Source organism: Streptomyces sp. NPDC002276, assembly GCF_053891435.1.
The window spans coordinates 61801-82031 of record NZ_JBSFCQ010000021.1; the positions used below are offsets into that span (position 1 = coordinate 61801).

At 70.0% G+C, this 20231-nt stretch carries 18 protein-coding genes; 4 read left to right on the forward strand and 14 right to left on the reverse strand.

The features are described 5' to 3' along the window. Window positions 1-13: 13 nt before the first annotated feature. The 4 genes from ACWIHT_RS38945 to ACWIHT_RS38960 all read right to left on the reverse strand — a co-directional run bounded on the left by ACWIHT_RS38945 (window position 14) and on the right by ACWIHT_RS38960 (window position 3828). Window positions 14-1378: an ABC transporter permease gene (locus ACWIHT_RS38945; protein ID WP_456173245.1), complete on the reverse strand. Its 1365-nt coding sequence runs from the start codon at window positions 1376-1378 to the stop codon at window positions 14-16. After that, the gene (locus ACWIHT_RS38950; protein WP_456173246.1) at window positions 1375-2316 is read right to left on the reverse strand and encodes an ABC transporter ATP-binding protein; all 942 of its coding nucleotides are present in this window, start codon (window positions 2314-2316) and stop codon (window positions 1375-1377) included. Before ACWIHT_RS38950 ends, ACWIHT_RS38945 begins: the two co-directional genes overlap by 4 nt. Window positions 2317-2464: 148 nt before the next feature. Beyond that, the gene (locus ACWIHT_RS38955; protein WP_456173247.1) at window positions 2465-3310 is read right to left on the reverse strand and encodes a DMT family transporter; all 846 of its coding nucleotides are present in this window, start codon (window positions 3308-3310) and stop codon (window positions 2465-2467) included. Further along, the gene (locus tag ACWIHT_RS38960) at window positions 3307-3828 is read right to left on the reverse strand and encodes a YbaK/EbsC family protein (protein WP_456173248.1); all 522 of its coding nucleotides are present in this window, start codon (window positions 3826-3828) and stop codon (window positions 3307-3309) included. Before ACWIHT_RS38960 ends, ACWIHT_RS38955 begins: the two co-directional genes overlap by 4 nt. Window positions 3829-4315: 487 nt before the next feature. Between ACWIHT_RS38960 and ACWIHT_RS38965 the strand changes: the two genes are divergently transcribed. Beyond that, entirely contained in the window at window positions 4316-5761 is a 1446-nt protein-coding gene (locus ACWIHT_RS38965) for a hypothetical protein (protein WP_456173250.1), read from the forward strand. Between the two features lie 21 nt (window positions 5762-5782). Here ACWIHT_RS38965 and ACWIHT_RS38970 read toward each other — a convergent pair whose 3' ends face one another. From ACWIHT_RS38970 to ACWIHT_RS38985, 4 genes are all read right to left on the reverse strand, one after another. Then, entirely contained in the window at window positions 5783-6337 is a 555-nt protein-coding gene (locus ACWIHT_RS38970) for an isochorismatase family protein (protein ID WP_456173251.1), read from the reverse strand. A gap of 92 nt (window positions 6338-6429) precedes the next feature. Further along, window positions 6430-7014, reverse strand: coding sequence for a hypothetical protein (locus ACWIHT_RS38975; RefSeq protein WP_456173253.1), 585 nt, complete (start codon window positions 7012-7014; stop codon window positions 6430-6432). Window positions 7015-7112: 98 nt separating this feature from the next. After that, window positions 7113-9335 carry an MMPL family transporter gene (locus ACWIHT_RS38980; protein ID WP_456173254.1) on the reverse strand — a complete coding sequence of 741 codons (2223 nt, stop codon included), beginning with the start codon at window positions 9333-9335 and terminating at the stop codon, window positions 7113-7115. A gap of 147 nt (window positions 9336-9482) precedes the next feature. Continuing rightward, a complete protein-coding gene (locus tag ACWIHT_RS38985) occupies window positions 9483-10082 on the reverse strand; it encodes a TetR/AcrR family transcriptional regulator (protein WP_456173255.1) in 600 nt (199 codons plus the stop codon). A 154-nt stretch (window positions 10083-10236) separates the two neighbouring features. Here ACWIHT_RS38985 and ACWIHT_RS38990 point away from each other — a divergent pair, with 154 nt between their 5' ends. Then, window positions 10237-13485 carry a S41 family peptidase gene (locus tag ACWIHT_RS38990; RefSeq protein ID WP_456173256.1) on the forward strand — a complete coding sequence of 1083 codons (3249 nt, stop codon included), beginning with the start codon at window positions 10237-10239 and terminating at the stop codon, window positions 13483-13485. Between the two features lie 18 nt (window positions 13486-13503). On the opposite strand, the gene ACWIHT_RS38995 is transcribed toward ACWIHT_RS38990, so the two are convergent. The 5 genes from ACWIHT_RS38995 to ACWIHT_RS39015 all read right to left on the reverse strand — a co-directional run bounded on the left by ACWIHT_RS38995 (window position 13504) and on the right by ACWIHT_RS39015 (window position 18007). Next, entirely contained in the window at window positions 13504-14259 is a 756-nt protein-coding gene (locus ACWIHT_RS38995) for a hypothetical protein (protein ID WP_456173257.1), read from the reverse strand. A gap of 104 nt (window positions 14260-14363) precedes the next feature. Beyond that, a complete protein-coding gene (locus tag ACWIHT_RS39000; RefSeq protein WP_456173258.1) occupies window positions 14364-14534 on the reverse strand; it encodes a hypothetical protein in 171 nt (56 codons plus the stop codon). Window positions 14535-14619: 85 nt separating this feature from the next. Then, the gene (locus ACWIHT_RS39005) at window positions 14620-15507 is read right to left on the reverse strand and encodes an SDR family oxidoreductase (protein ID WP_456173260.1); all 888 of its coding nucleotides are present in this window, start codon (window positions 15505-15507) and stop codon (window positions 14620-14622) included. Beyond that, complete coding sequence (locus ACWIHT_RS39010) at window positions 15504-16439, reverse strand: alpha/beta fold hydrolase (protein WP_456173261.1); 936 nt, start codon at window positions 16437-16439, stop codon at window positions 15504-15506. Before ACWIHT_RS39010 ends, ACWIHT_RS39005 begins: the two co-directional genes overlap by 4 nt. Further along, a complete protein-coding gene (locus ACWIHT_RS39015) occupies window positions 16436-18007 on the reverse strand; it encodes a flavin-containing monooxygenase (RefSeq protein WP_456173262.1) in 1572 nt (523 codons plus the stop codon). The genes ACWIHT_RS39010 and ACWIHT_RS39015 overlap by 4 nt, the downstream gene beginning before the upstream one ends. Window positions 18008-18175: 168 nt before the next feature. Here ACWIHT_RS39015 and ACWIHT_RS39020 point away from each other — a divergent pair, with 168 nt between their 5' ends. Further along, window positions 18176-18874, forward strand: coding sequence for a MerR family transcriptional regulator (locus tag ACWIHT_RS39020; protein ID WP_456173322.1), 699 nt, complete (start codon window positions 18176-18178; stop codon window positions 18872-18874). Here ACWIHT_RS39020 and ACWIHT_RS39025 read toward each other — a convergent pair. After that, on the reverse strand, window positions 18862-19665 hold the full coding sequence (locus tag ACWIHT_RS39025; RefSeq protein WP_456173263.1) for an exodeoxyribonuclease III: 804 nt from the start codon (window positions 19663-19665) through the stop codon (window positions 18862-18864). The two genes, ACWIHT_RS39020 and ACWIHT_RS39025, sit on opposite strands and share 13 nt — an antisense overlap. 78 nt (window positions 19666-19743) lie before the next feature. Between ACWIHT_RS39025 and ACWIHT_RS39030 the strand changes: the two genes are divergently transcribed. After that, a complete protein-coding gene (locus ACWIHT_RS39030) occupies window positions 19744-20220 on the forward strand; it encodes a GNAT family N-acetyltransferase (RefSeq protein ID WP_456173264.1) in 477 nt (158 codons plus the stop codon). Window positions 20221-20231 lie beyond the last annotated feature (11 nt).

Genomic DNA, 20231 nt, shown 5'->3' on the forward strand with positions numbered 1-20231 from the left:
GGAACTGTTCCCTTCACTGGGTGTCGAGCAGCTCGACGTTGCCGTCGAACTGCCACAGCGGATTCGGGGCGTCACCGGTCGAGGTCCGCACCAGGAAGTAGCCGTTGACTTCCTTGGGACCGTCGCCGTCCGCCACGAACCGCCCGTCCGAGGTGATGTCGAGCTGGTAGATCGCCGACCCCGTGACCGCGACCCCGGGGACATGCCAGCTCACGACGCAGCGCCAGTCGTTGCCCGCGCCCTCCTGGGCGGCCTGGCCGTCGCTCTTGGTGCAGGCCGCCGAAGTCCGCAGCTGGGCCTCGGTGACGGCGGGGCGGTGTAGCTGCCGGGTCTGGAGGCGGTAGAGGTGGGCGAAGACGGTGGCGAGGGACTTCTGCACCTTCTCCTGCTCGATCCCCGAGCCCGTCGACGGTGTCGCCACGGCGACCGCCCCCACGGTGACCGCGGCCAGCGCGGCCAGCGGCAGCACGCCGAAGGTGAACGCGCGGCGCCCGGAGCCGTCGTAGGCCGCGTTGGTGAAGTCCCTTCGTACGAAGAGGAGATGGGCCAATGCTGTGGCGAGTGCAGCCCACGCCAGGCTGACCGCGACGGCGATCAGGAGCGGGGTGAGCTGGGCCGGGCTGGTGAACAGGCCGTTCCAGGCGATGAAGGCGTAGCCGGGGAGGGCGAGGCGTACGGCGACGGGCAGGGGCAGCATCTGGGCGACCTGCATCGCGAGCGCGACCAGGACGGGAAGCAGCAGTCCCATCGAGGACCGGCCCAGCGCGACCGAGCCGAGGAGGCCGATCGCGGCGAGGGCGAGGGTCGGGGCGAGGGCCGCGGTCCAGGAGAGCAGGACCGCGGCCGCCGCGTCGCCGGGCGTCAGCAGGTGGCCGTCGAGGCCGACGAGCGGCTGGTTGCCTACGGCCAGGAGGCCGCCGACCGTGCTGGAGACGGCCAGTCCCGCCACCAGTGCCAGGATGACGGTGACGCTGGCGAGGGCCTTCGCCGCGAAGATCCGCGCGGGCGAACGGACCGCCACCAGCAGATGCCGCCAGGTGCCGAGGCGGTCCTCGGCCGCGAACACGTCGCCCGCGACGAGCGAGGTCAGCAGCGGGAGCGCCCAACTGCCCGCGAAACCCAGCATGACCAGCGGTCCGGCCCACCCCGTGGCGTGCATCCAGCGGCCGAAGAGGGTGTCGGAGGGGAGGGTGCTCTGGCCGCTCACCCCGGCGACGAAGAGGGCGGGGGCGATCCAGCAGGCGAGGACGAGTAGGCGGATCCGCCACTGGGAGACCAGTTTGACGAGTTCGAAGCGGTAGCCGCGCGCGACGGAGACGCGGGGGGCTGTGGCGGTGTGTTCGGCGCCTGCGGTCGCGGTTGCGGTCGCGGTGGTCATCGGCCCGCCTCCTGGTCGGTGAGCGCGAGGAACGCGGCCTCCAACGGCGATACCACGGGGGCGAGTTCGCGTACCGCGATGCCCGACCGGACCAGGCCGGCGACCAGTTCGTCGAGGGCGGGGGTCAGTGCGCGGACGACGAGCAGTTCGGTGTCCTGTCGTATCCCCACGTCGTCGATGATCTGAACGCTGGCTGTATCGGCGGCAAGCACGCGTGCGGCCTGTGCGTCGGATGTCCGCAACCTGTAGTCGAGTTCACGGCTCTCGGCGGCCAGTTTGCTCAACGGGCCGGAGAACACGACCCGTCCGGTGGCGAGGATGGTGACCTCCGAGCACAGCGCCTCCAGGTCGTCCATACGGTGGCTGGAGAGCACCACGGCGGTTCCGTCGGCGGCGAGTCCGCTGAGCACCTTGTGCACATGTCTCTTGCCCGCCGGATCGAGGCCGTTGGACGGTTCGTCGAGCACGAGCAGCCGGGGTCTGGTGAGCAACGCGGCGGCGAGGCCGAGCCGTTGGCGCATACCGAGCGAGAAGCCTCGGGTCCGGTCGTCGGCGACATCGGTGAGGCCGACCTGGTCGAGTACGTCGTCTATGCCTGACGTGTGTGCGTCGCCGCCGCCGCGCAGTGCGGCCAGCGCGGCGAGGTTCTGCCGGGCGGTGAGGGAGGGGTAGAGGCCGGGGCCGTCCACGAAACCGGCCACGCCGTCGGGGGCCGCGAACGCCCGTCCGACCTGCCGACCGAGGATCTCCAGCCGTCCGCCGTCGGCGACGGCCAGTCCCAGCAGCAGGCCGAGCAAGGTGGTCTTGCCCGCCCCGTTCGGCCCGACCAGGCCGTGGATCTGACCCTGCGTCACATCCAGATCGACGCCGTCGAGCGCTACGACCTCGCCGAAGCACTTGGTGATTCCGGCGGCCCGGACCGCGTGGAGTGTCTCCATGAGCCCCTTCTCTCCTGAATCCTCAGGGAACCTAGGGGCACCACACATCACACGCACAGGTAGTCGTCTGAACGGCCATGGAACGGATCGTCAAGTCGTCGGCAAGCCGGGTGAAGGAACGGTCAACCCGAACGGTCAACTCGAACGGTCAACCCGCGCGCAGCATCAGCCCGATCCCGGCCACCAGCAGCACGGCGGCGGCGATCCGGGGCGCCCCGAACCGTTCCTTGAAGAAGACCGCTCCGATGGCCGCGCCGACGATGATCGACGACTCGCGCAGGGCGGCGATGGGGGCGAGTTCCGCGCGGGTCTGGGCCCACAGGACCAGTCCGTACGCCAGCACCGACAGGACGGCGCCGAGGAAGCCCACGGCGACGAACGGCCGTAGGGCCGGGAAGAGTTGACCGCGTCGGAGGTAGAAGGCGTAGGCCGGGATCATCCAACCCTCCACCGCCATCAGCCAGGCGATGTAGCCGAGTGACGATCCCGAGGCGCGGACACCGAGTCCGTCCACGACGGTGTACGCGGCGATCGACAGTCCCGTCGCCAACGCGGCGCCGATCGCTGCCCAGTTGGGCCGTCGGCCGCGCATCCCCCACAGTGCGACGCCGGTCAGACCCGTGCACGAGAGCGCGATGCCGGCCGCCGCCCAGCCGTCGGGCACCTCGTGCGCGAAGACCGCGGCGAAGACGGTGACGACGAGGGGTGCGGTGCCGCGCGCGATCGGATACGCCTGGCCGAAGTCTCCGAGCCTGAACGACTTCATCAGGAGGAGTGTGTAGGCGACGTGGATGAGCGCGGAGGTCGCGAGGTATGGCCACGCGGCGGCCTTCGGGAAGGCCGTGAACGGTACGAGGGCCAGTCCGATGACCGTTCCGCCGCCCGTGATGAGCGTGAAGCCGAGAAGCTTGTCGGTGATCTGGTGCGCGAGGGCGTTCCAGCAGGCGTGGGTGACGGCGGCGAGCAGGACGGCGGCTGCGACCAGTGGCGTCACGAGGTCTGCTCGCGCACGTCCACCAAGGTGGCACCGGCGTACGCGACGAGTTCCTTGGGTTGCATGGGAAACACGGCGTGCGGGTTGCCTGCGGCGGCCCACACGACGTCGTGCGCGAGCAGTGAACGATCGGCGAGTACGCGGGTCTTCGTACGGTGTCCGAAGGGCGGCACGCCTCCGATGGCATAGCCGGTCGTCTCGCGTACTACGTCTGCCTTGGCCCGGGTGACCTTCTCGGCGCCGAGTTCCTCACGGACTCGTTCCAGGTCCACGCGCGAGGCTCCGTCCATCAGTACCAGTACCGGTACGCCGTCCGCCGCGAAGATCAGGGACTTGCAGATCTCACTCAGTTCGCAGCCGATCGCGGTGGCGGCCTCTGCTGCGGTGCGGGTCGCGTCCGGGAAGCGGCGGATGCTGGTGAGGAGGTCTCCGAGTCCCAACTCCCTTGCGGCTTCGGCGAAACGGGGGTTGGCGCCGGAGTCTGGGGCCTGGGGAGTTTCGCTGCCGTTCGTGGTCATGTACCGCACGCTAGCGGGGGGTGTACTGGGCCTGCGACTGAGTTCTTGCCGTGGGGCCACTCGCTTCTTTGCCAGTGTCGGGCTGGAGCGGACCGAGTAAAGGGCGCTACGCGTCGGCTCCGCCGATTCCGCTGCGCTCCACCCTTGACTAGGTCCGCTCCAGCCCGTTTGAGAAGCGAGCGAGCGGCCCGGAAGAGCGGGGGGCCGCCGGGGCGTATCGGTCCCTCGCGTCGGCTCAGCGGCCAACCCTGAGTGGGTGGACCCGAAGGGTCGGGGGGAGAGAGACCCCGGGGGGGTGGGGTGGTGGTTCCAAAAAGTGTGTCAGTTTTCGTCCTAAGTGACACACTTTTTTGGTGACCACGGCCTTGGTGCGCAACCTGTTGGTCAGCTGGTGGATACCGGAGGGCAACCCTGCGGTGTTTTGGCGTGTCCACGTTGTGTGCTGACGATACGTAGAACATGGCGGACAGCCGCTGTCGCCGCTTTCGTGACCGCCGCTGTGGCGGTCACGATGCCGGCCGCGCATGCCGCCGGAACAGCGCTCGTCCTGGACGCCCAGGAGAACTACTACCTCCCCGCGAAGGGGGAGGGTCCGAACCTGGGTCTCGCCGTCGCGGCCTCGGGCGGGGACGCCCATGACGTCTCGGTCGTGGTCGACGCGTCGTCGCTCGCCGGGAAGGCGACCATGGTGGTCACGGGGGACTGTGTGAGCACCGGCACCCTGAAGGTGAGGTGCGACGTGGGCCCCTTGTCGGGCGAGGAGTCGATCGATCCGTTCCTGTTGAAGCCGACCGCAGGTGCCAAGGCGGGCGACATCGGTGTCATCTCCTATACCGCCAGCGCCTCAGACGCGGCCACCGTGACGGGGGAGAGGGACGTTCTGGTCGGTGGGCCGAAGCTCGTCTCCCGGGGCTATCCGGCGGTGAAGGGCATCGCGCCCGGTGGCGTCTTCGAGCGCACCCCGGCCTTCGCCGACACCGGCACCGCCCCCGCCGACAAGAGCGTCATGCTGCTGGTGCAGGACTCGGAGGGCGTCTCTCTCGCCCGTGATCACTCCAACTGTCACTACTCGGAGCGGGCTGACGTCGGTGCCTGGTGTCGGTTCGACACCCCGGTCGCGGTCGGCGCGGCCTACGAGACGGACGTGCCGCTGCCCTACACCGCCGCCAAGGACACGATGTACGGCTACAACACCTACATCGTGTGGCCGGTCGGCGGCACCGCGCCCGACTCCTTCGACCCGGCCGCCTTTCCCGAGACCGGCACCGGCGCGCCGCTCGGCCTGAAGTCCGTCGCCTCCGGATTCGCCGACTCCGGGTACGGCACCTTCGCCACCACCCAGCACGCCGACTACCGGGCGCTCGGTGACACGGTCGAGGGCAAGGTCGGCACGACGGTGAGCATCACCCTGGGCGTGCGGAACAACGGGCCGGGCCGGATGAACTTCCGGTGGATGGACGCCGAGAATTCCGGCACGTTCGTGGTGACCCCGCCCGCCGGAACCACCATCACCGGCGTCCCCGCCCCCAGCGAACAGGGCGACCCCGGGCCGTTGTGGAACTGCACACCGCGCAAGGCCGGCGCGAAGAGCTACACCTGCGACATCAGCAGTACGGACTTCCAGCCCGGCGACTCCGTGACCCAGAAGTTCACGGTGCGGATCGACCGGGTCGTCCCCGGCGCACGGGGCAGCGTGCGGGCCGTGGAAAACCCCAAGTACCCCAATCGGGACGGCAATGCGTCGAACGACACCGTGGCAATCACGGTGAAGGCGATCGGTTCCGGGACGACTACCGGCGGCGGGCTCGCGGCCAGTGGCTCGGGCGGAGTCCTGCTGCGGGCGGGCACCGCCGGTCTGCTGGTGACGGGCGGCGCGCTGGTGTTGCTGGCGGCGCGGAGGGCGCGGTCGTCCGCCGGGAACCGCCGTATGTGACGAACTCGCCCTGGGCCTAGGTCAGTTGGTGAGGGTGACGTCCTTCGTCGTGTCGACTCCCGCCGTGCGGCCGGGGCCGGTGTGGTGCTGCCAGTAGAGGTTCGTGTGGGCGATGACCTGCTCCGGCGGGGCTGCGCCCCACTGGCTGAGGTCGGTCGTGGTGTGGGCGTCGCCGACGAGTGTCACGTCGTAGCCGCGGGTGAACGCGCTGTGGAGCGTGGAGCGGATGCACTGGTCGGTGGACGCGCCCGCCACGACCAGGCGTCCGACCCGGGCGGCGGCGAGTACCTCTTCGAGGGGCGTGTCGTCGAAGGAGTCCGGGTAGAGCTTGTGGAGCTGGGGTTCCTGGTCGCCAGGGGTCAGTTCGGGGACGAACTGCCAGCCCTCGCTGCCCTTCTCCACGTTCTCGTCGGAGTGCTGGACCCAGATGACGGGGACGTCTTCCTCGCGTGCCCGGTCGGCGAGTGCGGCGATGTTGGCGACGACGGCGTCACGCTCGTACGCGTCGGCCACGACAGCGACCTGGACGTCTACCAGCAGGAGTGCGGTGTGGGGCCGTTCTGCGAGTGTGGTCATGTCCAACACGTTAGTCCGGCCCACTGACATCGGCCCGGTTCGGATCCCGGCCCACTGACGTCGGCCCGGTTCGGATCGGTCTGAAGCTCGGTTCAGATCGGCTTGAAGCTCGGTTCCACCGGTCCGGTCTCTCCTTGTTCGGCCAGTTCCGCCAGGTCCTGCGGCTCCAGGAACTCCAGTTCGTCCGGATCGAGTCCGTGGTGCGGGTCCAGGTTCCGCAGCTGCTCGACGAAGTCGAGGACGAACGCGGTGAACGTCCCCTCGAAGACCTCCAGTTCCAGGCCGTGGCTGTCGGTGACGACCTTCCACCGGTCCGGGTCGGGGTCGCAGGGCCAGAAGAAGTGCTCGTTGCCGGAGTGGTCGTAGCCCCAGGAGATCAGGCCGCCGGGTTCCGGGTGGACGGGGAAGGTGTGCAGGTCCGGAGCGCGGCGCCGGGCCTCGGCGCGTCTCTCGTGGACCTGGCGCATCCGGTCCAGGAGCGGGCTCTCCCCGCGCGGGTGGAAGACCACCAGTTCGTCGCAGACGACGCCCGTGCCGTAGGTGTCGAGGAACGTCTTGAAGTCGGTGGGCAGGGGTGAGGCCACGTACGTCTCGGTCTCGGTCCAGTCGTCGGGGGACCGGGTCCTTGCCACGGTCGACGGGCCGAGCAGTCGTACCAGATCGTCCAGTGCTGTCACGGCCGTAACCCTGTCACCGACGCGATCTGCCGCGCCACCCGAATTCGGTGGCGCGGCAGATCAGTTGTCCGGTGCCTCAGTGCCTCGCGGCAGCCGCCTCAGGCCCGGACCAACTCCCGGTCCTCGTCGGGATCCGAGTCCTTGGAGTCGAGGTCGCGCAGGCCTTCGCCCTCGACGTCGACGTTGGGCAGTGCCCGGTCCAGCCACTTCGGGAGCCACCAGGCCTTGTCGCCCAGCAGGGCGAGGACGGCCGGGACGATCGCCATGCGGACGACGAACGCGTCGAAGAGGACCGCGACCGCCAGGCCGAAGCCGATCATCTTGACCATGGACTCGCTGGAGGTGATGAAGCCCGAGAAGACCGCCATCATGATGACCGCCGCGGCCGTGACGACCCGGGCGCCGTGCTTGAACCCGGTGACGACGGCCTGGTTGGGCTTCTCGCCGTGGACGTAGGCCTCGCGCATCCGGGTCACGAGGAACACCTCGTAGTCCATCGCCAGGCCGAAGACCACGCCCACCAGGAAGATCGGCATCATCGACATGACCGGGCCGGTCTCCTCCACGCCGATCAGGCCCGCCAGCCAGCCCCACTGGAAGACGGCGACGACCGCGCCGAGCGAGGCGAGCACGCTGAGCAGGAAGCCGAGGGCCGCCTTCAGCGGGACCAGGATCGAGCGGAAGACCACGATCAGGAGCAGGAAGGCGAGGCCTACCACCAGGGCCAGGTACGGGATCAGGGCGTCGTTGAGCTTCTGGGAGAAGTCGATGTTCATCGCGGTGGTGCCGGTCACCAGGACCTGTGCGTCCGTGTCGGCCTTGATGCCGGCGCCCTCGCCCCGGATGGAGTGCACCAGGTCCTCGGTGGTGACCGACGACGGCTTGGAGTCGGGCACGACGGTGATCGTCGCAGTGTCACCGGCCTTGTTGAACATGGCCGGACTGACCGAGACCACGTCGTCGAGGGTCTTGATCTTGTCGGTCACCGTCGTGACGGCGGCCTTGGGGGCGTCGCTGTTCTTGGCGTCCACGACGATCATCAGCGGGCCGTTGAAGCCGGGACCGAAGCCCTCCGCGAGGAGGTCGTAGGCCCGTCGCTGGGTGGTGGACGTCGGCTGTGAACTGTCGTCGGGCAGGCCCAGTTGGAGCTGGCTGGCGGGCAGCGCGATCGCGCCGAGGCCGAGCACGCCGAGGATCAGGACGGCCGCGGGACGCCGTACGACGAAGCTCGCCCAGCGGGTGCCCATGTTGGGCCTGGCCGCCTTGGCCGCCTCCTTGGCGCTGCCGCCGCCCAGCCACTTGGCCTTCTCGCCGGTGGGCTTGATCCTGCGGCCCGCGTAGCCGAGCAGCGCCGGGATCATGGTCAGGGCGATGAGCACCGCGACCACGACCGTGCCGGCCGCCGCGACGCCCATCTTGGTGAGCATCGGCACGTTGACGACCGCGAGACCGGCCAGGGCGATGACCACGGTGAGGCCGGCGAAGACCACCGCCGAGCCCGCGGTCCCTACGGCCCGGCCCGCCGCCTCCTCGCGTTCGCGGCCCTCGGCCAGTTCCGCGCGGTAGCGGGAGACGATGAACAGCGCGTAGTCGATGCCGACGGCGAGGCCGATCATCAGCGCCAGCGTGGAAGTCGTGGAGCCCAGGTCCAGCGTCTTCGCGAGGGCGGTGATCGTCGAGACGCCGATGCCGACCCCGATGATCGCCGTCAGCAGCGGCAGGCCGGCCGAGACGAGTGAGCCGAGGGTGATGAGGAGGACGACCGCGGCGAGGGCGATGCCGATGATCTCGCCGATGCCCATCTCGGCGGCGGCCTGGAGCGCGTCACCGCCGACGTCGACGGTCAGGCCGGTGGCCCGTGCCTGGGCCGCGGTGTCCTCCAGGGCGTCCTTGCTGGCGTCCTTGAGTTCCATGCCGGCGACGTCGTACTTCACCGAGGTGTAGGCGACCGTCCCGTCCTTGCTCACGGCGTTCGTGGTGAACGGGTCGGAGACGGAGACGACCTCGGAACCGTCGGCCAGTTCCTTCACCGTCTTCTCGACGGTCGCCTTGTTGGCGGCGTCGGTCATCTTCTCGCCGCTCGGCGCCTTGAAGACGACGCGCGCGGTGGCGCCGTTCGAGCTGGAGCCGGGGAAGCGCTGGTCGAGGAGGTCGAAGGCCTTCTGGGCCTCGGTGCCGGGGATGGAGAAGGAGGTGGAGCCCGCGGCGGGCGCGCTGGCCGCGCCGACTCCCGCGAGTGTCAGCAGGGCGATCCATATGAGGGCGACGAAGTGCCGTCGCCTGAAGGCGAGCCGGCCGGCTTTGTAGAGGAACGTGGCCACGAGGGCGTATCTCCCGGTCAGGTCGTGGGGTTCTTCGGGGCAGGTGTGACCGGCCGGTTGGGGACACGGCTGATCGGCCCGACGACGTGAGCGGTTACGTCAGGTGGGCTTGCTGGGTGTGAGGGTGTCGCGGGTGTCGCGGGTCTGTCAGGTGGTGGGTACGCCCAGTGCGGGGAGCACTACGGCGTCGATGTACGAGGTCAGATAGGCCTGGGTCGGCGGCAGATCCTCGATCACCGTGCGGGTGGCGAAGGCGCCGATCATCATGTGCACCACGAACTGCAACGCGGGGCAGTCCGCGCGGATCTCGCCCCGGTCGATGGCCCGCTGGGTGACCTGGCGGAACTCTTCCATCTCCGGTTCGATGAGCAGTTCCCGGAACGCCTGGAGGAGGTCCGGGTGGTTGTGCGTCGCCATGGCGAGACCTCGCATCAGCGCGGAGGTCTGCTCGATCCGGCAGTCGTCCTCGCGGGCCACCATGGCGTGCATGTCGCCCCGGAGTGTTCCGGTGTCGACATCGGTGGGCCGGCCCGGCTTGCTGTGCCGCACCGCTTTGGCCACCAGCTCGGCCTTGCCGCCCCACTGGCGGTAGAGGGTCGCCTTGCTGGAGCGGGTGCGGGCGGCGACGGCGTCCATGGTGAGGGCGTCGTAGCCGACTTCGCGGAGCAGGTCGAGCACGGCCTCGTACAACTCGGCCTCGCGCTCGGGTGTGATGCGACTGCGACGCGCCGTTGCGACTTCAGTCATGCGACTCACCTTCCAGCTCCGAACGACACGGTTTCGTACATGACGAATGTAGCGCACCTCTCTACGAAACGAAACAGTTTCGTACGTGTGCTGAGTCACCCACAGTCTTATTTCACGAGTTGCTCCGGTCCGTCCCGCGGAAAAGCATAGGGACGTGAGCTATCTGCGCCTGCCGCACCTCAACGGAGACCTGCTGAGCTTCGTCGCCGAGGACGACCTCTGGCTGGCCCCGCTCGACGGCGGGGGCCGCGCCTGGCGCCTCACCGTCGACCGCACCAAGGTCGGCCACCCCCGCTTCTCCCCCGACGGCCGCCACCTCGCGTACACGACCTGGCGCAGCCTCGTCCCGGAGATCCACCTCGTCCCGGTCGACGGCGGACCCGGCCGCAGACTCACCTACTGGGGCAGCGCCGACACCCAGGTCTGCGGCTGGACTCCCCCCGACCGGGAAGGAAACTCCGACATCCTCGCGGTGGCCTCCCACGGCGAACCGTTCTCCTACTTCACCTGGGCCCACAAGGTCCCCACCGACGGCGACCCCGGCGGCCGCCTCCCCTGGGGCCCGGTCTCCGACATCCAGCTCGCCGACCTCGACGGCGAACGCCAGACCCTCCTCCTCACCGGCACCCCACCCCACGAACCGGCCGCCTGGAAGCGCTACCGCGGCGGCGCCATGGGCCGCCTCTGGCTGCACGGCCGCCGCCTCCTCGCCGACCTCGAAGGCCACCTCCACTCCCCGATGTTCGTCGACGGCCGCATCGCCTTCCTCTCCGACCACGAGGGCATCGGCAACCTCTACTCCTGCGCCTACGACGGCTCCGGCCTCCGCCGCCACACCGACCACGACGCCTTCTACGCCCGGCACGCGGCCAGCGACGGCACCCGCGTCGTGTACCAGTGCGCCGGTGACCTCTGGATCGTCGACGACCTGTCCCCTACGTCGACTCCGCGCAAGCTGGACGTGCAGTTGAGCGGGCCGCGCGCGGGCCGCCGTACGTACCAGGTCCCCGCCGCCCAGCACGTCGACGGCATCTCGGTCGACGAGACGGGCCGGGCGAGCGCCGTCGTCGTACGGGGAAGTCTGTACTGGCTCACGCACCGCGACGGGCCCGCCCGCACCATCACCGACACCCCGGGCGTACGGGTCCGCCTCCCCGAGATGCTCGGCAGCGGCGGGCAGGTCGCCTACGTCACGGACGCGGACGGCGAGGACGCGATCGAGATCGCCTACCTCCCCCGCGCCACCGGCGACCGCGCGCCCCGCCGGCTCGCCTCCGGCGAGGTGGGCCGCGTACTGGAGCTGGTGTCGGACACGGCGGGTGAGCGGCTGGCCATCGCGGCACACGACGGACGGCTACTGCTCCTGGACGCCACGGAGGACTCCAACGGCGAAGTCACGGAACTGATCTGCTCGCTCAACGGGCCGGTACGGGATCTCGCCTTCTCCCCCGACGGCAGCTGGCTGACCTGGTCCCACCCGGGCATCGGCCGCTCGCTGCGCCAGATCAAGATGGCCCGCATAAAGGACCGCCTGATCGTCGACGTCACCAACGGCCGCTTCGAGGACGAGAATCCGGTCTTCACCCGGGACGGCCGCTACCTCGCCTTCCTCTCCTGGCGCGGCTTCGACCCGGTCTACGACGTCCACACCGGCGACCTGTCCTTCCCGCTCGGCTGCCGCCCCTACCTCGTCCCCCTCTCCTCCGCCACCCCCTCCCCCTTCGCGCTGACCCCGGAGGGCCGCCCGGCCGCCGGGGGCCTCGACGCGGCGGCGGACGACGAGGGCGCGGACGGCGCGGTGACGGTCGAGGTGGAGGGCCTGGAGAGCAGGGTCACGCCGTTCCCCGTCTCGGCCTCCAAGTACTCGGCGCTATACCCGGTTTCGGGCGGCGGTCTGGTCTGGCTGCGCTGGCCGATCTCGGGCGCGCTGGGCGAGACCTTCGCGAATCCGGACGACACCAGTGGCCGCCCGACCCTCGAACACTTCAACATCAGCAAGGCGAAGAAGTCCGAACTCGTCGACCACCTCGACTGGTTCGCGGTGAGCGGCGACGGCACCCGGCTGGTCGTGGTCGACGAGGACGAGCTACGGGCGGTCCCCTCGACGGAGTCCGGTGACGGCGACTCCACGGTCTGGATCGACCTCCGCCGCATCCTGCACGAGGTCGACCCGCCCGCCGAGTGGCGCCAGTCCTACGAGGAGGCGGGCCGTCTGATCCGCGCCTACTACTGGGACCCGCAGATGTGCGGCATCGACTGGACCGGCGTCCTGGACCAGTACCGCCCGTTGGTGGAACGAGTGGCGTCTCCGGACGACTTCGCGGACCTACTCCGCGAAGTCCTGGGCGAGTTGGGCACCTCGCACGCCTACGTCACCGCGTCCCGCCGCAACGAGGGCCCGCCCCACTACCAGCGCCGCCAGGGCCTGCTGGGCGCCAACCTGGTCCGCAGGGAGGGAGGTTGGACGGTGACCCGCATCCTCCCCGGCGAGTCCTCGGACTCCAAGGCCCGTTCGCCCCTGGCCGGCACAGGCATCCGCGAGGGCGCGGTCCTCACGCACGTCGACGGCCGCCCGGTGGACCAACTCACCGGCCCCTACCCCCTGTTGGCGGGCGCGGGCGGTACGACGGTGGAGTTGACGTTCACCCCGGCGGAGGGCGAGGGCAGGGCTCGCCGGGTGGCGGTCGTCCCCCTCATCGACGAACGCCCCCTCCGCTACCAGGACTGGGTGGCCAAACGCCGGGCGGTGGTACGGGAGTTGAGCGGCGGCCACTGCGGCTACCTCCACATCCCCGACATGGGCGGCTCCGGCTGGGCCCAGTTCAACCGCGACCTGCGCCTGGAGGTCTCCCGCCCCGCCCTCATCGTCGACGTGCGCGGCAACGCGGGCGGCCACATCAGCGAGTTGGTGGTGGAGAAACTCACCCGCACGATCCTCGGCTGGGACCTGACCCGCAACGCCCAACCGGTGTCGTACGCGTCAAATGCCCCCAGGGGCCCGGTGGTTGCGCTGGCGGACGAGGCGACCTCGTCGGACGGCGACATGATCACGGCAGCGTTCAAGCTGCTGAAGCTGGGCCCGGTCGTCGGCCAACGCACCTGGGGCGGAGTGGTCGGCATGACCGGCCGCCACCAGCTCGGCGACGGCACGGTCATCACCGTCCCGATGAACGCGGCCTGGTTCGACGCGTACGGCTGGTCGGTGGAAAACAGGGGCGTGACCCCGGACTTGGAGATCCTCCGCACCCCGCTGGACTGGGCGGAGGGCAGACACGCCCAACTGGACGACGCGATCAAGCTGGCGCTGGATCTGCTGGCGATCCATCCGGCGGCGACCCCGCCGGACTACAGCGCGGTACCGGACCGAAGCAGGCCGAAGCTGCCGCCGCGTTCGAGCCCGTGACCACGATCAGGGGTACGGCTACGACGGAGTCCGGACTCCCAGGACGCCACTGGGCTGGTCGAAAGGAACTGCCGCGACGATCACGGGTTTCGCCACGTAACCGGCCACGCTCTCCACGGAGACGACCAGAGCCACGGGCGACGACACGTCGAACCGGCTGACCAGCTCACGGGCCGAGCCCCGTGAGAACAGGTGGCTCGCACCCGTTGTGGCCAGAGTCCCGCAACCGGCGACGAGGATCAGCCGGCTCCGGGGCGCGAAGGGATTCCGGGCCAGCAGGACGATGGCGTGATCGACCGAGCTGCCGTCCTCCCGTTCCGACTCGCCGAACTCCTCGTCCCCGCCCACCAGTCCGATCCGGGCTCCGGAGTCGTACCGGCGGAACTCGACCGGCGCGGCGAGTCGCCCGGTCAGCAGATTCCACAGCGGATTGTGTGCCGGGCCGCCGATCACGACCAGGTTGACCTCCGCATCGGCCGCCATGTCGAACGCGCCGGCGCGAACGATGGTCGCCGTGTGCACCCGAAGATCCTGGGCAAGGAACTGCCGGAGATTCATCGCCGCGAGGGCGTCCGGCTCGGGGATCTTCGCGTACCGGGGCGAACCACCCCTGCTCTCGCCCACGACGATGACGGTCTTCTTCTTGAGGTCCAGGCGCCACAGACGCGCGGCCGGCTTCCTGGTCCGGTAGTAGTGAACGAGGTTCCGGACCAACCAGCCCGCAGCGAAGGCCAGCAGCGAGGAGGCCAGATTGATACTGAGCTCTTCCCCCACGACCGCTCCCCCACCTATGAATCCCCAACGTGCAGTATGCGCTGGACAGTTGACATGAGAAAGGGTGCCCCTCGTCAGGGGCACCCTCTGCTCAGGGGAGGACGTCAGACGTCGTGGTCCTGGTCCATCCGGTCCTCTTCGCGCTGCACGCGCTCAGAGACCTCGTCCCGCTGAGCGCCACGCTCGGACGCCTCGTCCTGACCCTGGCCCATCTTGTCCTTGGCCTTGTCCGCGAGGTCCTTGGCCTTGTCCTGGAACTGGTCCTTCATACCCATGTGGGTTCACTCCCGTAGTGGGGGGAAACGGCCCGCGACCGGGCCTCGACCAGATTCACACGGGCGGACACAGTTCGCATTTCGGTCAGCTACGTTCCGTAGCGCGAGCCTCCTCGTCGGCGGCTCCACCCGCCCCGACAAGCCCGGAACGCATGCCTTCCAACCGCGATCCGAACCGCCGCATCTCCCGCTGCCCCACCGCCCCGATGATCCCCGGCAGATACCCGCGCACACCCTGCGTCCCCCGCAGCCACCCCTGCCCGTACACATGGCTCGCCCGCCGTTCGATCCCGGCGACGATCCGGTCCACGGCCGGTCCCAGTGGATACGTCTTGTTGGCCGGCCACGGCAACCGTTGCCTCAACTCCCGCATGACGTCGTCCTGGTCGGCCCCGCGCACCATGTCCGTGTCGGTCCAGGACAGGTACCCGACCCCGACGCGTACGCCCTTGTAGCCGACCTCGGCGCGCAGGCTGTGCGCGTACGCCTCGACGCCCGCCTTGGACGCGCAGTACGCGGTCATCATCGGCGCGGGCGTGATCGCGGCGAGGGAGGCGATCTGTAGCAGATACCCGCGGCTCTCCATCAGCACCGGAAGGAACGCCCGCGCGGTCACGGCGGACCCGATCAGGTTGACCTCGATCACCCGCCGCCACGCGACCGGGTCGGAGTCGACGAAGGGCCCGCCGCTGGCGACACCGGCGTTGGCGACGACGATGTCGACCTTCCCGAACCGCTCCTTGACCTCGGCCGCGACCCGCGCCATCGCCTCGTGGTCGGTGACGTCCGCGTACCAGGAGGCGCTGTCGGTGTGCAGCCGCTCGGCGACCTGCTTGAGCGCGTCCGGTTCCAGGCCGACCAGCGCCACCTTCGCGCCGCGCGCGGACAGCTTGCGGGCGAGCAGTTCGCCGACGCCCCGCGCGGCCCCGGTCACGACCGCGACCTGACCCTCCAGGCTGACCTTGTTGCTCATGCGCCCTCCTTGACCTGATCGATCGGGTCCAACTCGATGTAGGCGGCGGCCAGTTCGCGGATCTTCGCGCTGACCAGCTCCGGCGCCTCGACGGGGGTCATGTGGCCGAGCCCCGTCAGCTCGGTGCTCCCGACGCACTGCGGCAGCGCGGCGACCAGCGCCCGCGCGTGCACCGGCGGTGTCATCCGGTCCGCCGTACCGACGACGACGGCCGTGGGCACCGCCAACTCCCGTACGCCGTGGTCGAGATCGAGGGAGTCGAGGACCTGCGACCACGCGTGCCGCACCGTCCGCGGACACGCGTGCACGATCCGCGCGCACGCCTCGACCATGTGCGGCGCGGAACCGGGTCCCATCGTCGCGTACTTCAGGATCCGGCGCGCGGCGGGCGTGACCGGCCCGAGCGGTGCCCTGCTGCCGAGGACCTTCCGGGTCAGCCGGGTCCGGGTCCGCCCGGCCCGCATCGGCACCACGCGCGACTCGTCGACCAGCCGCGAACTGCCCGTACTGCACAGCAGCACGGCCACCGCGTGCTCCCGGAACCGGGCCCGCCCGGCCGCCGCCAGTACGGTCATCCCGCCCATGGAGTGCCCCACGACCACGGCCTTCTCCCCGGGGGTGAGGGTCGCTTCGAGTACGGCTTCCAGGTCGTCGGCGAGCGCGTCGGTGCTGTAGGTGAGGGCGGCCGGACTGCGCCCGTGGCCCCGCTGGTCGTAGACGACGACCCGGTGGTCGGCCGCCAAGTCCCTTGTCTGCGCGGCCCAGAAGGCCGTGGAGCAGGACCAGCCGTGGGCGAGGACGACGGCCGGCGCGCCCTCGGGGCCGTGCACCTCGACATGCAGCCGGGAGCCGTCGGCCGAGGTGACGGTCAGTTCACGGCCGGGGACGGGCGGGGCGTACGGCCCGGACGTGACGTGCATGAGCCGGCTCATGCCTCCACCACCTCCGACTTCTCGGCCTTCTCCTCGGCCCTCTTGTCGGCCTTCTCCTCGGCCCTCTTGTCGGCCTTCTTCTCGGCTTTCTTCTCGGCGGGCGCCCGCACGACCTCGTACTCCGCGAGGTCCACGCGCCGGGTGGCCGTGCGAAACTCAGTGGTCGTGCCTGGCCAGACGGTGGTGTTGCGGCCGTTCGCGTCGAGGTACCAGCTGGTGCAGCCGCCGGTGTTCCACACGGTCCGCTTCATACGTTCCTGCACACGCCGGTTCCAGACGTCCACGGCGGCGGGCCGGGCGTCGAGGGCGACCCGTCCGCCGAGGACGTCCAACTGCCGTACGTAGTCGGCGAGATAGTTCAGCTGGGACTCGATCATCAGGATCATGGAGGAGTTCCCGAGGCCGGTGTTGGGCCCGATGATGGTCATCCAGTTGGGGAACCCGGCCGCCGAGGCGCCGCGCAGCGCCTGCATTCCGCCCTCCCAGGCCTCGGCCAGTGTCCGCCCGCCCACGCCGACGACCCGGTCGGCGATCGGCATGTCCGTGACGTGGAAGCCGGTGCCGAAGACGATCGCGTCGACCTCGGCCGTACTGCCGTCGGCGGCGACGACGGTGGAGCCGCGGATCTCGCTCAACCCGCTTGCCACGACGTCGACGTTGGGCTGGGCGAGGGCCGGATAGTAGGCGCTGGAGAGCAGGATGCGCTTGCAGCCGATGCGGTAGTCGGGGGTGAGCCTGGCGCGCAGGGCCGGGTCCTTGATGGAGCGCGCCATGTTGCGCTTGGCCAACCGCTCCACCATTCCCAGCTCGTTGGGCCGCTTGGTGAACGCCTGGACCTGCAACTCCCGCAATCCCCACAGGAGTCCGCGACGGGCCTGGGTGGTGAAGGGCAGCGCGCGGTGCAGTGCGCGTTCGGCGCCGCCGATGGCGCGGTCGACGCGGGGCATCACCCAGGGCGGGGTGCGCTGGAAGAGGGTGAGGCGCTCCACGTCGGGCTGGATCGACGGCACGATCTGGATCGCGGAGGCGCCGGTGCCGACCATGGCGACGCGCTTGCCGCGCAGGTCGTAGTCGTGGTCCCAGCGGGCGGAGTGGAAGACCTTGCCGGGGAAGGAGTCGAGCCCGGGGATGTCCGGGATTTTGGGGTCGGAGAGCGGCCCGGTCGCGGAGACGACGAGATCGGCGGAGTAGGAACCGCTGCTCGTCTCGATGTCCCAGCGCAGCCGCTCCGCGTCCCAAGTCATCATCTTCACTTCGGAGTTGAAGCGGAGGTGAGGGCGGAGCCGGAAGACGTCGGTGACGTGCTCCAGGTAGCCGCGGATGTGCTCCTGCCCGGAGAAGGTGCGCGGCCAGTCGGGGTTGGGCGCGAAGGAGAACGAGTACAGGTGGGACGGTACGTCGCAGGCGCACCCGGGGTAGCTGTTGTCCCGCCAAGTCCCGCCGACGCTGTCGGCGCGCTCCAGGACGACGAAGTCGGTGACGCCCTCGCGCCGCAGCCGCACCGCGGCCCCCAGCCCGCCGAACCCCGAGCCGATCACCGCCACCCGCACATGCTCGTGTTCGGTCATCCCGTGCCCTCCCATACGACCGCGCAACCGCGCCAGTGAACACTGGCGCAATCGGACTGTAGAACAGCTCCGTACTCATGGGTAGGGGGCGGTACGAGGAAAGTTACCGGGGGTACGACGTAGGGTGCGGGCGTGGCGGAGAAGGCAGAACAGAAGCGCGAATACCGCATGGAGGAACTGGCCGAGCGGGCCGGCATCACGGTGCGCACCCTGCGCTTCTACCGCGAGCGCAAACTCATCCCCCCGCCCCGCCGGGAGGGCCGTATCGCCTGGTACGACGAGACGCACCTGGCCCGCCTGCGCACGATCTCGGCGCTCCTCGAACGCGGCCACACCCTCAACGGCATCGCGGAACTCGCCGAGGCCTTCGACCACGGCCGCAACGTCGGCGAGCTGCTGGGCCTCGGCGCCCCCACCGAGGAGACCCCGGTCCGGCTCACCCCGGAAGCCCTCGCCGACTACTTCGGCGACCAGGCCACCCCGGAGAACTTCGCCGCCTCGCTCGAACTCGGCTACCTCGGCACCGACGGCAGCGAGATCGTCCACATCAGCCGCCGCCTCCTCGACGTCACGGCCGCCCTGGTCCGCGAGGGCATCCCCCTCGCCGACGTCCTCACCGCGGGCCGCCGCGTCCGCGCACACACGGAGTCCCTCGCCGACCTCTTCGCCGACCTGATCCTCGCCCAGGGCGGCACACCGGAGGACCTGCAACGACTGCGTCCACTGGCGAAGAGCGTGGTGGAGGCCGAACTGTCGATGGCCATGGACCGCCGCCTGCAAGCCGGCCGCGACCAGGGCACTGGTCCTGACCGTGGCCCTGCCCCTGAGCCTGGTCCTGGTCCTGGTCCTGGTCCTCAGAGGTCGTAGACCACCGTCACCGGCGCATGGTCCGACCACCGCTCGTCGTGCGTGGCCGCCCGCTCGACATACCCCTTGACCGCCTTGGCGGCGAGCCCCGGCGTCGTCACGTGGTAGTCGATACGCCATCCGCTGTCGTTGTCGAAAGCCCGCCCCCGGTACGACCACCACGAGTACGGCCCCTCCACGTCCGGATGCAGCGCCCGTACGACGTCGACGTACGCCCCGTCCGTCGCGTCGAAGACCCGGCCCAGCCACTCGCGCTCCTCCGGCAGGAAGCCGGAACTCTTCTGGTTGGCGCGCCAGTTCTTGAGGTCGGCCTGCTGGTGGGCGATGTTCCAGTCGCCGCAGACGACGACCTCGCGGCCGTCGGCGGCGGCCCGCTCGCGCAGGTCCTTCAGGTAGGCGAGGAACTCGTCCATGAAGCGGATCTTCTCGTCCTGCCGCTCGGTGCCGACCTCCCCGGAGGGCAGGTAGAGGCTGGCGACCGTCACGCCGGGGAGGTCGGCCTCGACGTAGCGGCCACTGTCGTCGAACTCGGCCGATCCGAAGCCGACCTGGACGCGGTCGGGCTCGCGGCGGGTGTAGAGGGAGACGCCCGCGCGGCCCTTGGCGGCGGCCGGCGCGTGCAGCACGTGCCAGCCCTCGGGGGTGCGGACATGCTCGGGCAGCTGCTGCGGCTCGGCTCGCACCTCCTGGAGGCAGAGCACATCGGCGGAGGTCCCGGCGAGCCACTCCACGAAGCCCTTCTTCGCGGCGGCCCGCAGTCCGTTCACATTTACAGAGGTCACAGTGAGCACTCCGGCACGATACCGGCACACTGGACGGAGCCCGGATCCGCCCGGATCCCCCTTTCGAGTAGGTATACGATTTTCGGCATGAATATACGTACGGTTCCCTTCGACCACCCCGACGCCGTGAAGCTGAACGACGAGGTCCAGGCGGAGTACCACGCCCGCTACGGCGACGGCGGCGACTCCACCCCGCTCGCCCCACCGGACTTCGAACCACCCAACGGCGTCTACCTGATCGCGTACGACGAGGACGACAGCCCCGTCGCCACCGGCGGCTGGCGCGCCCAGGACGCCAACGGCGAGGGCAACGAGGACGGCGACGCCGAACTCAAGCGGATGTTCGTGATCAAGCGGGCGCGCGGCCTGGGCCTCGCCCGCCGCATGCTCGCCGCCCTGGAGAAGGACGCCCGCGCCGCCGGCCGCGTCCGCATGGTCCTGGAGACCGGCACCAAGCAGCCCGAGGCCATCGCCCTCTACACGTCCAGCGGCTACGAGCCCTGCGTGAAGTTCGGCTACTACCGCCTCTTCGACGACAGCCGGTGCTTCGCGAAGGCGCTGTGACCTCCTCGTAC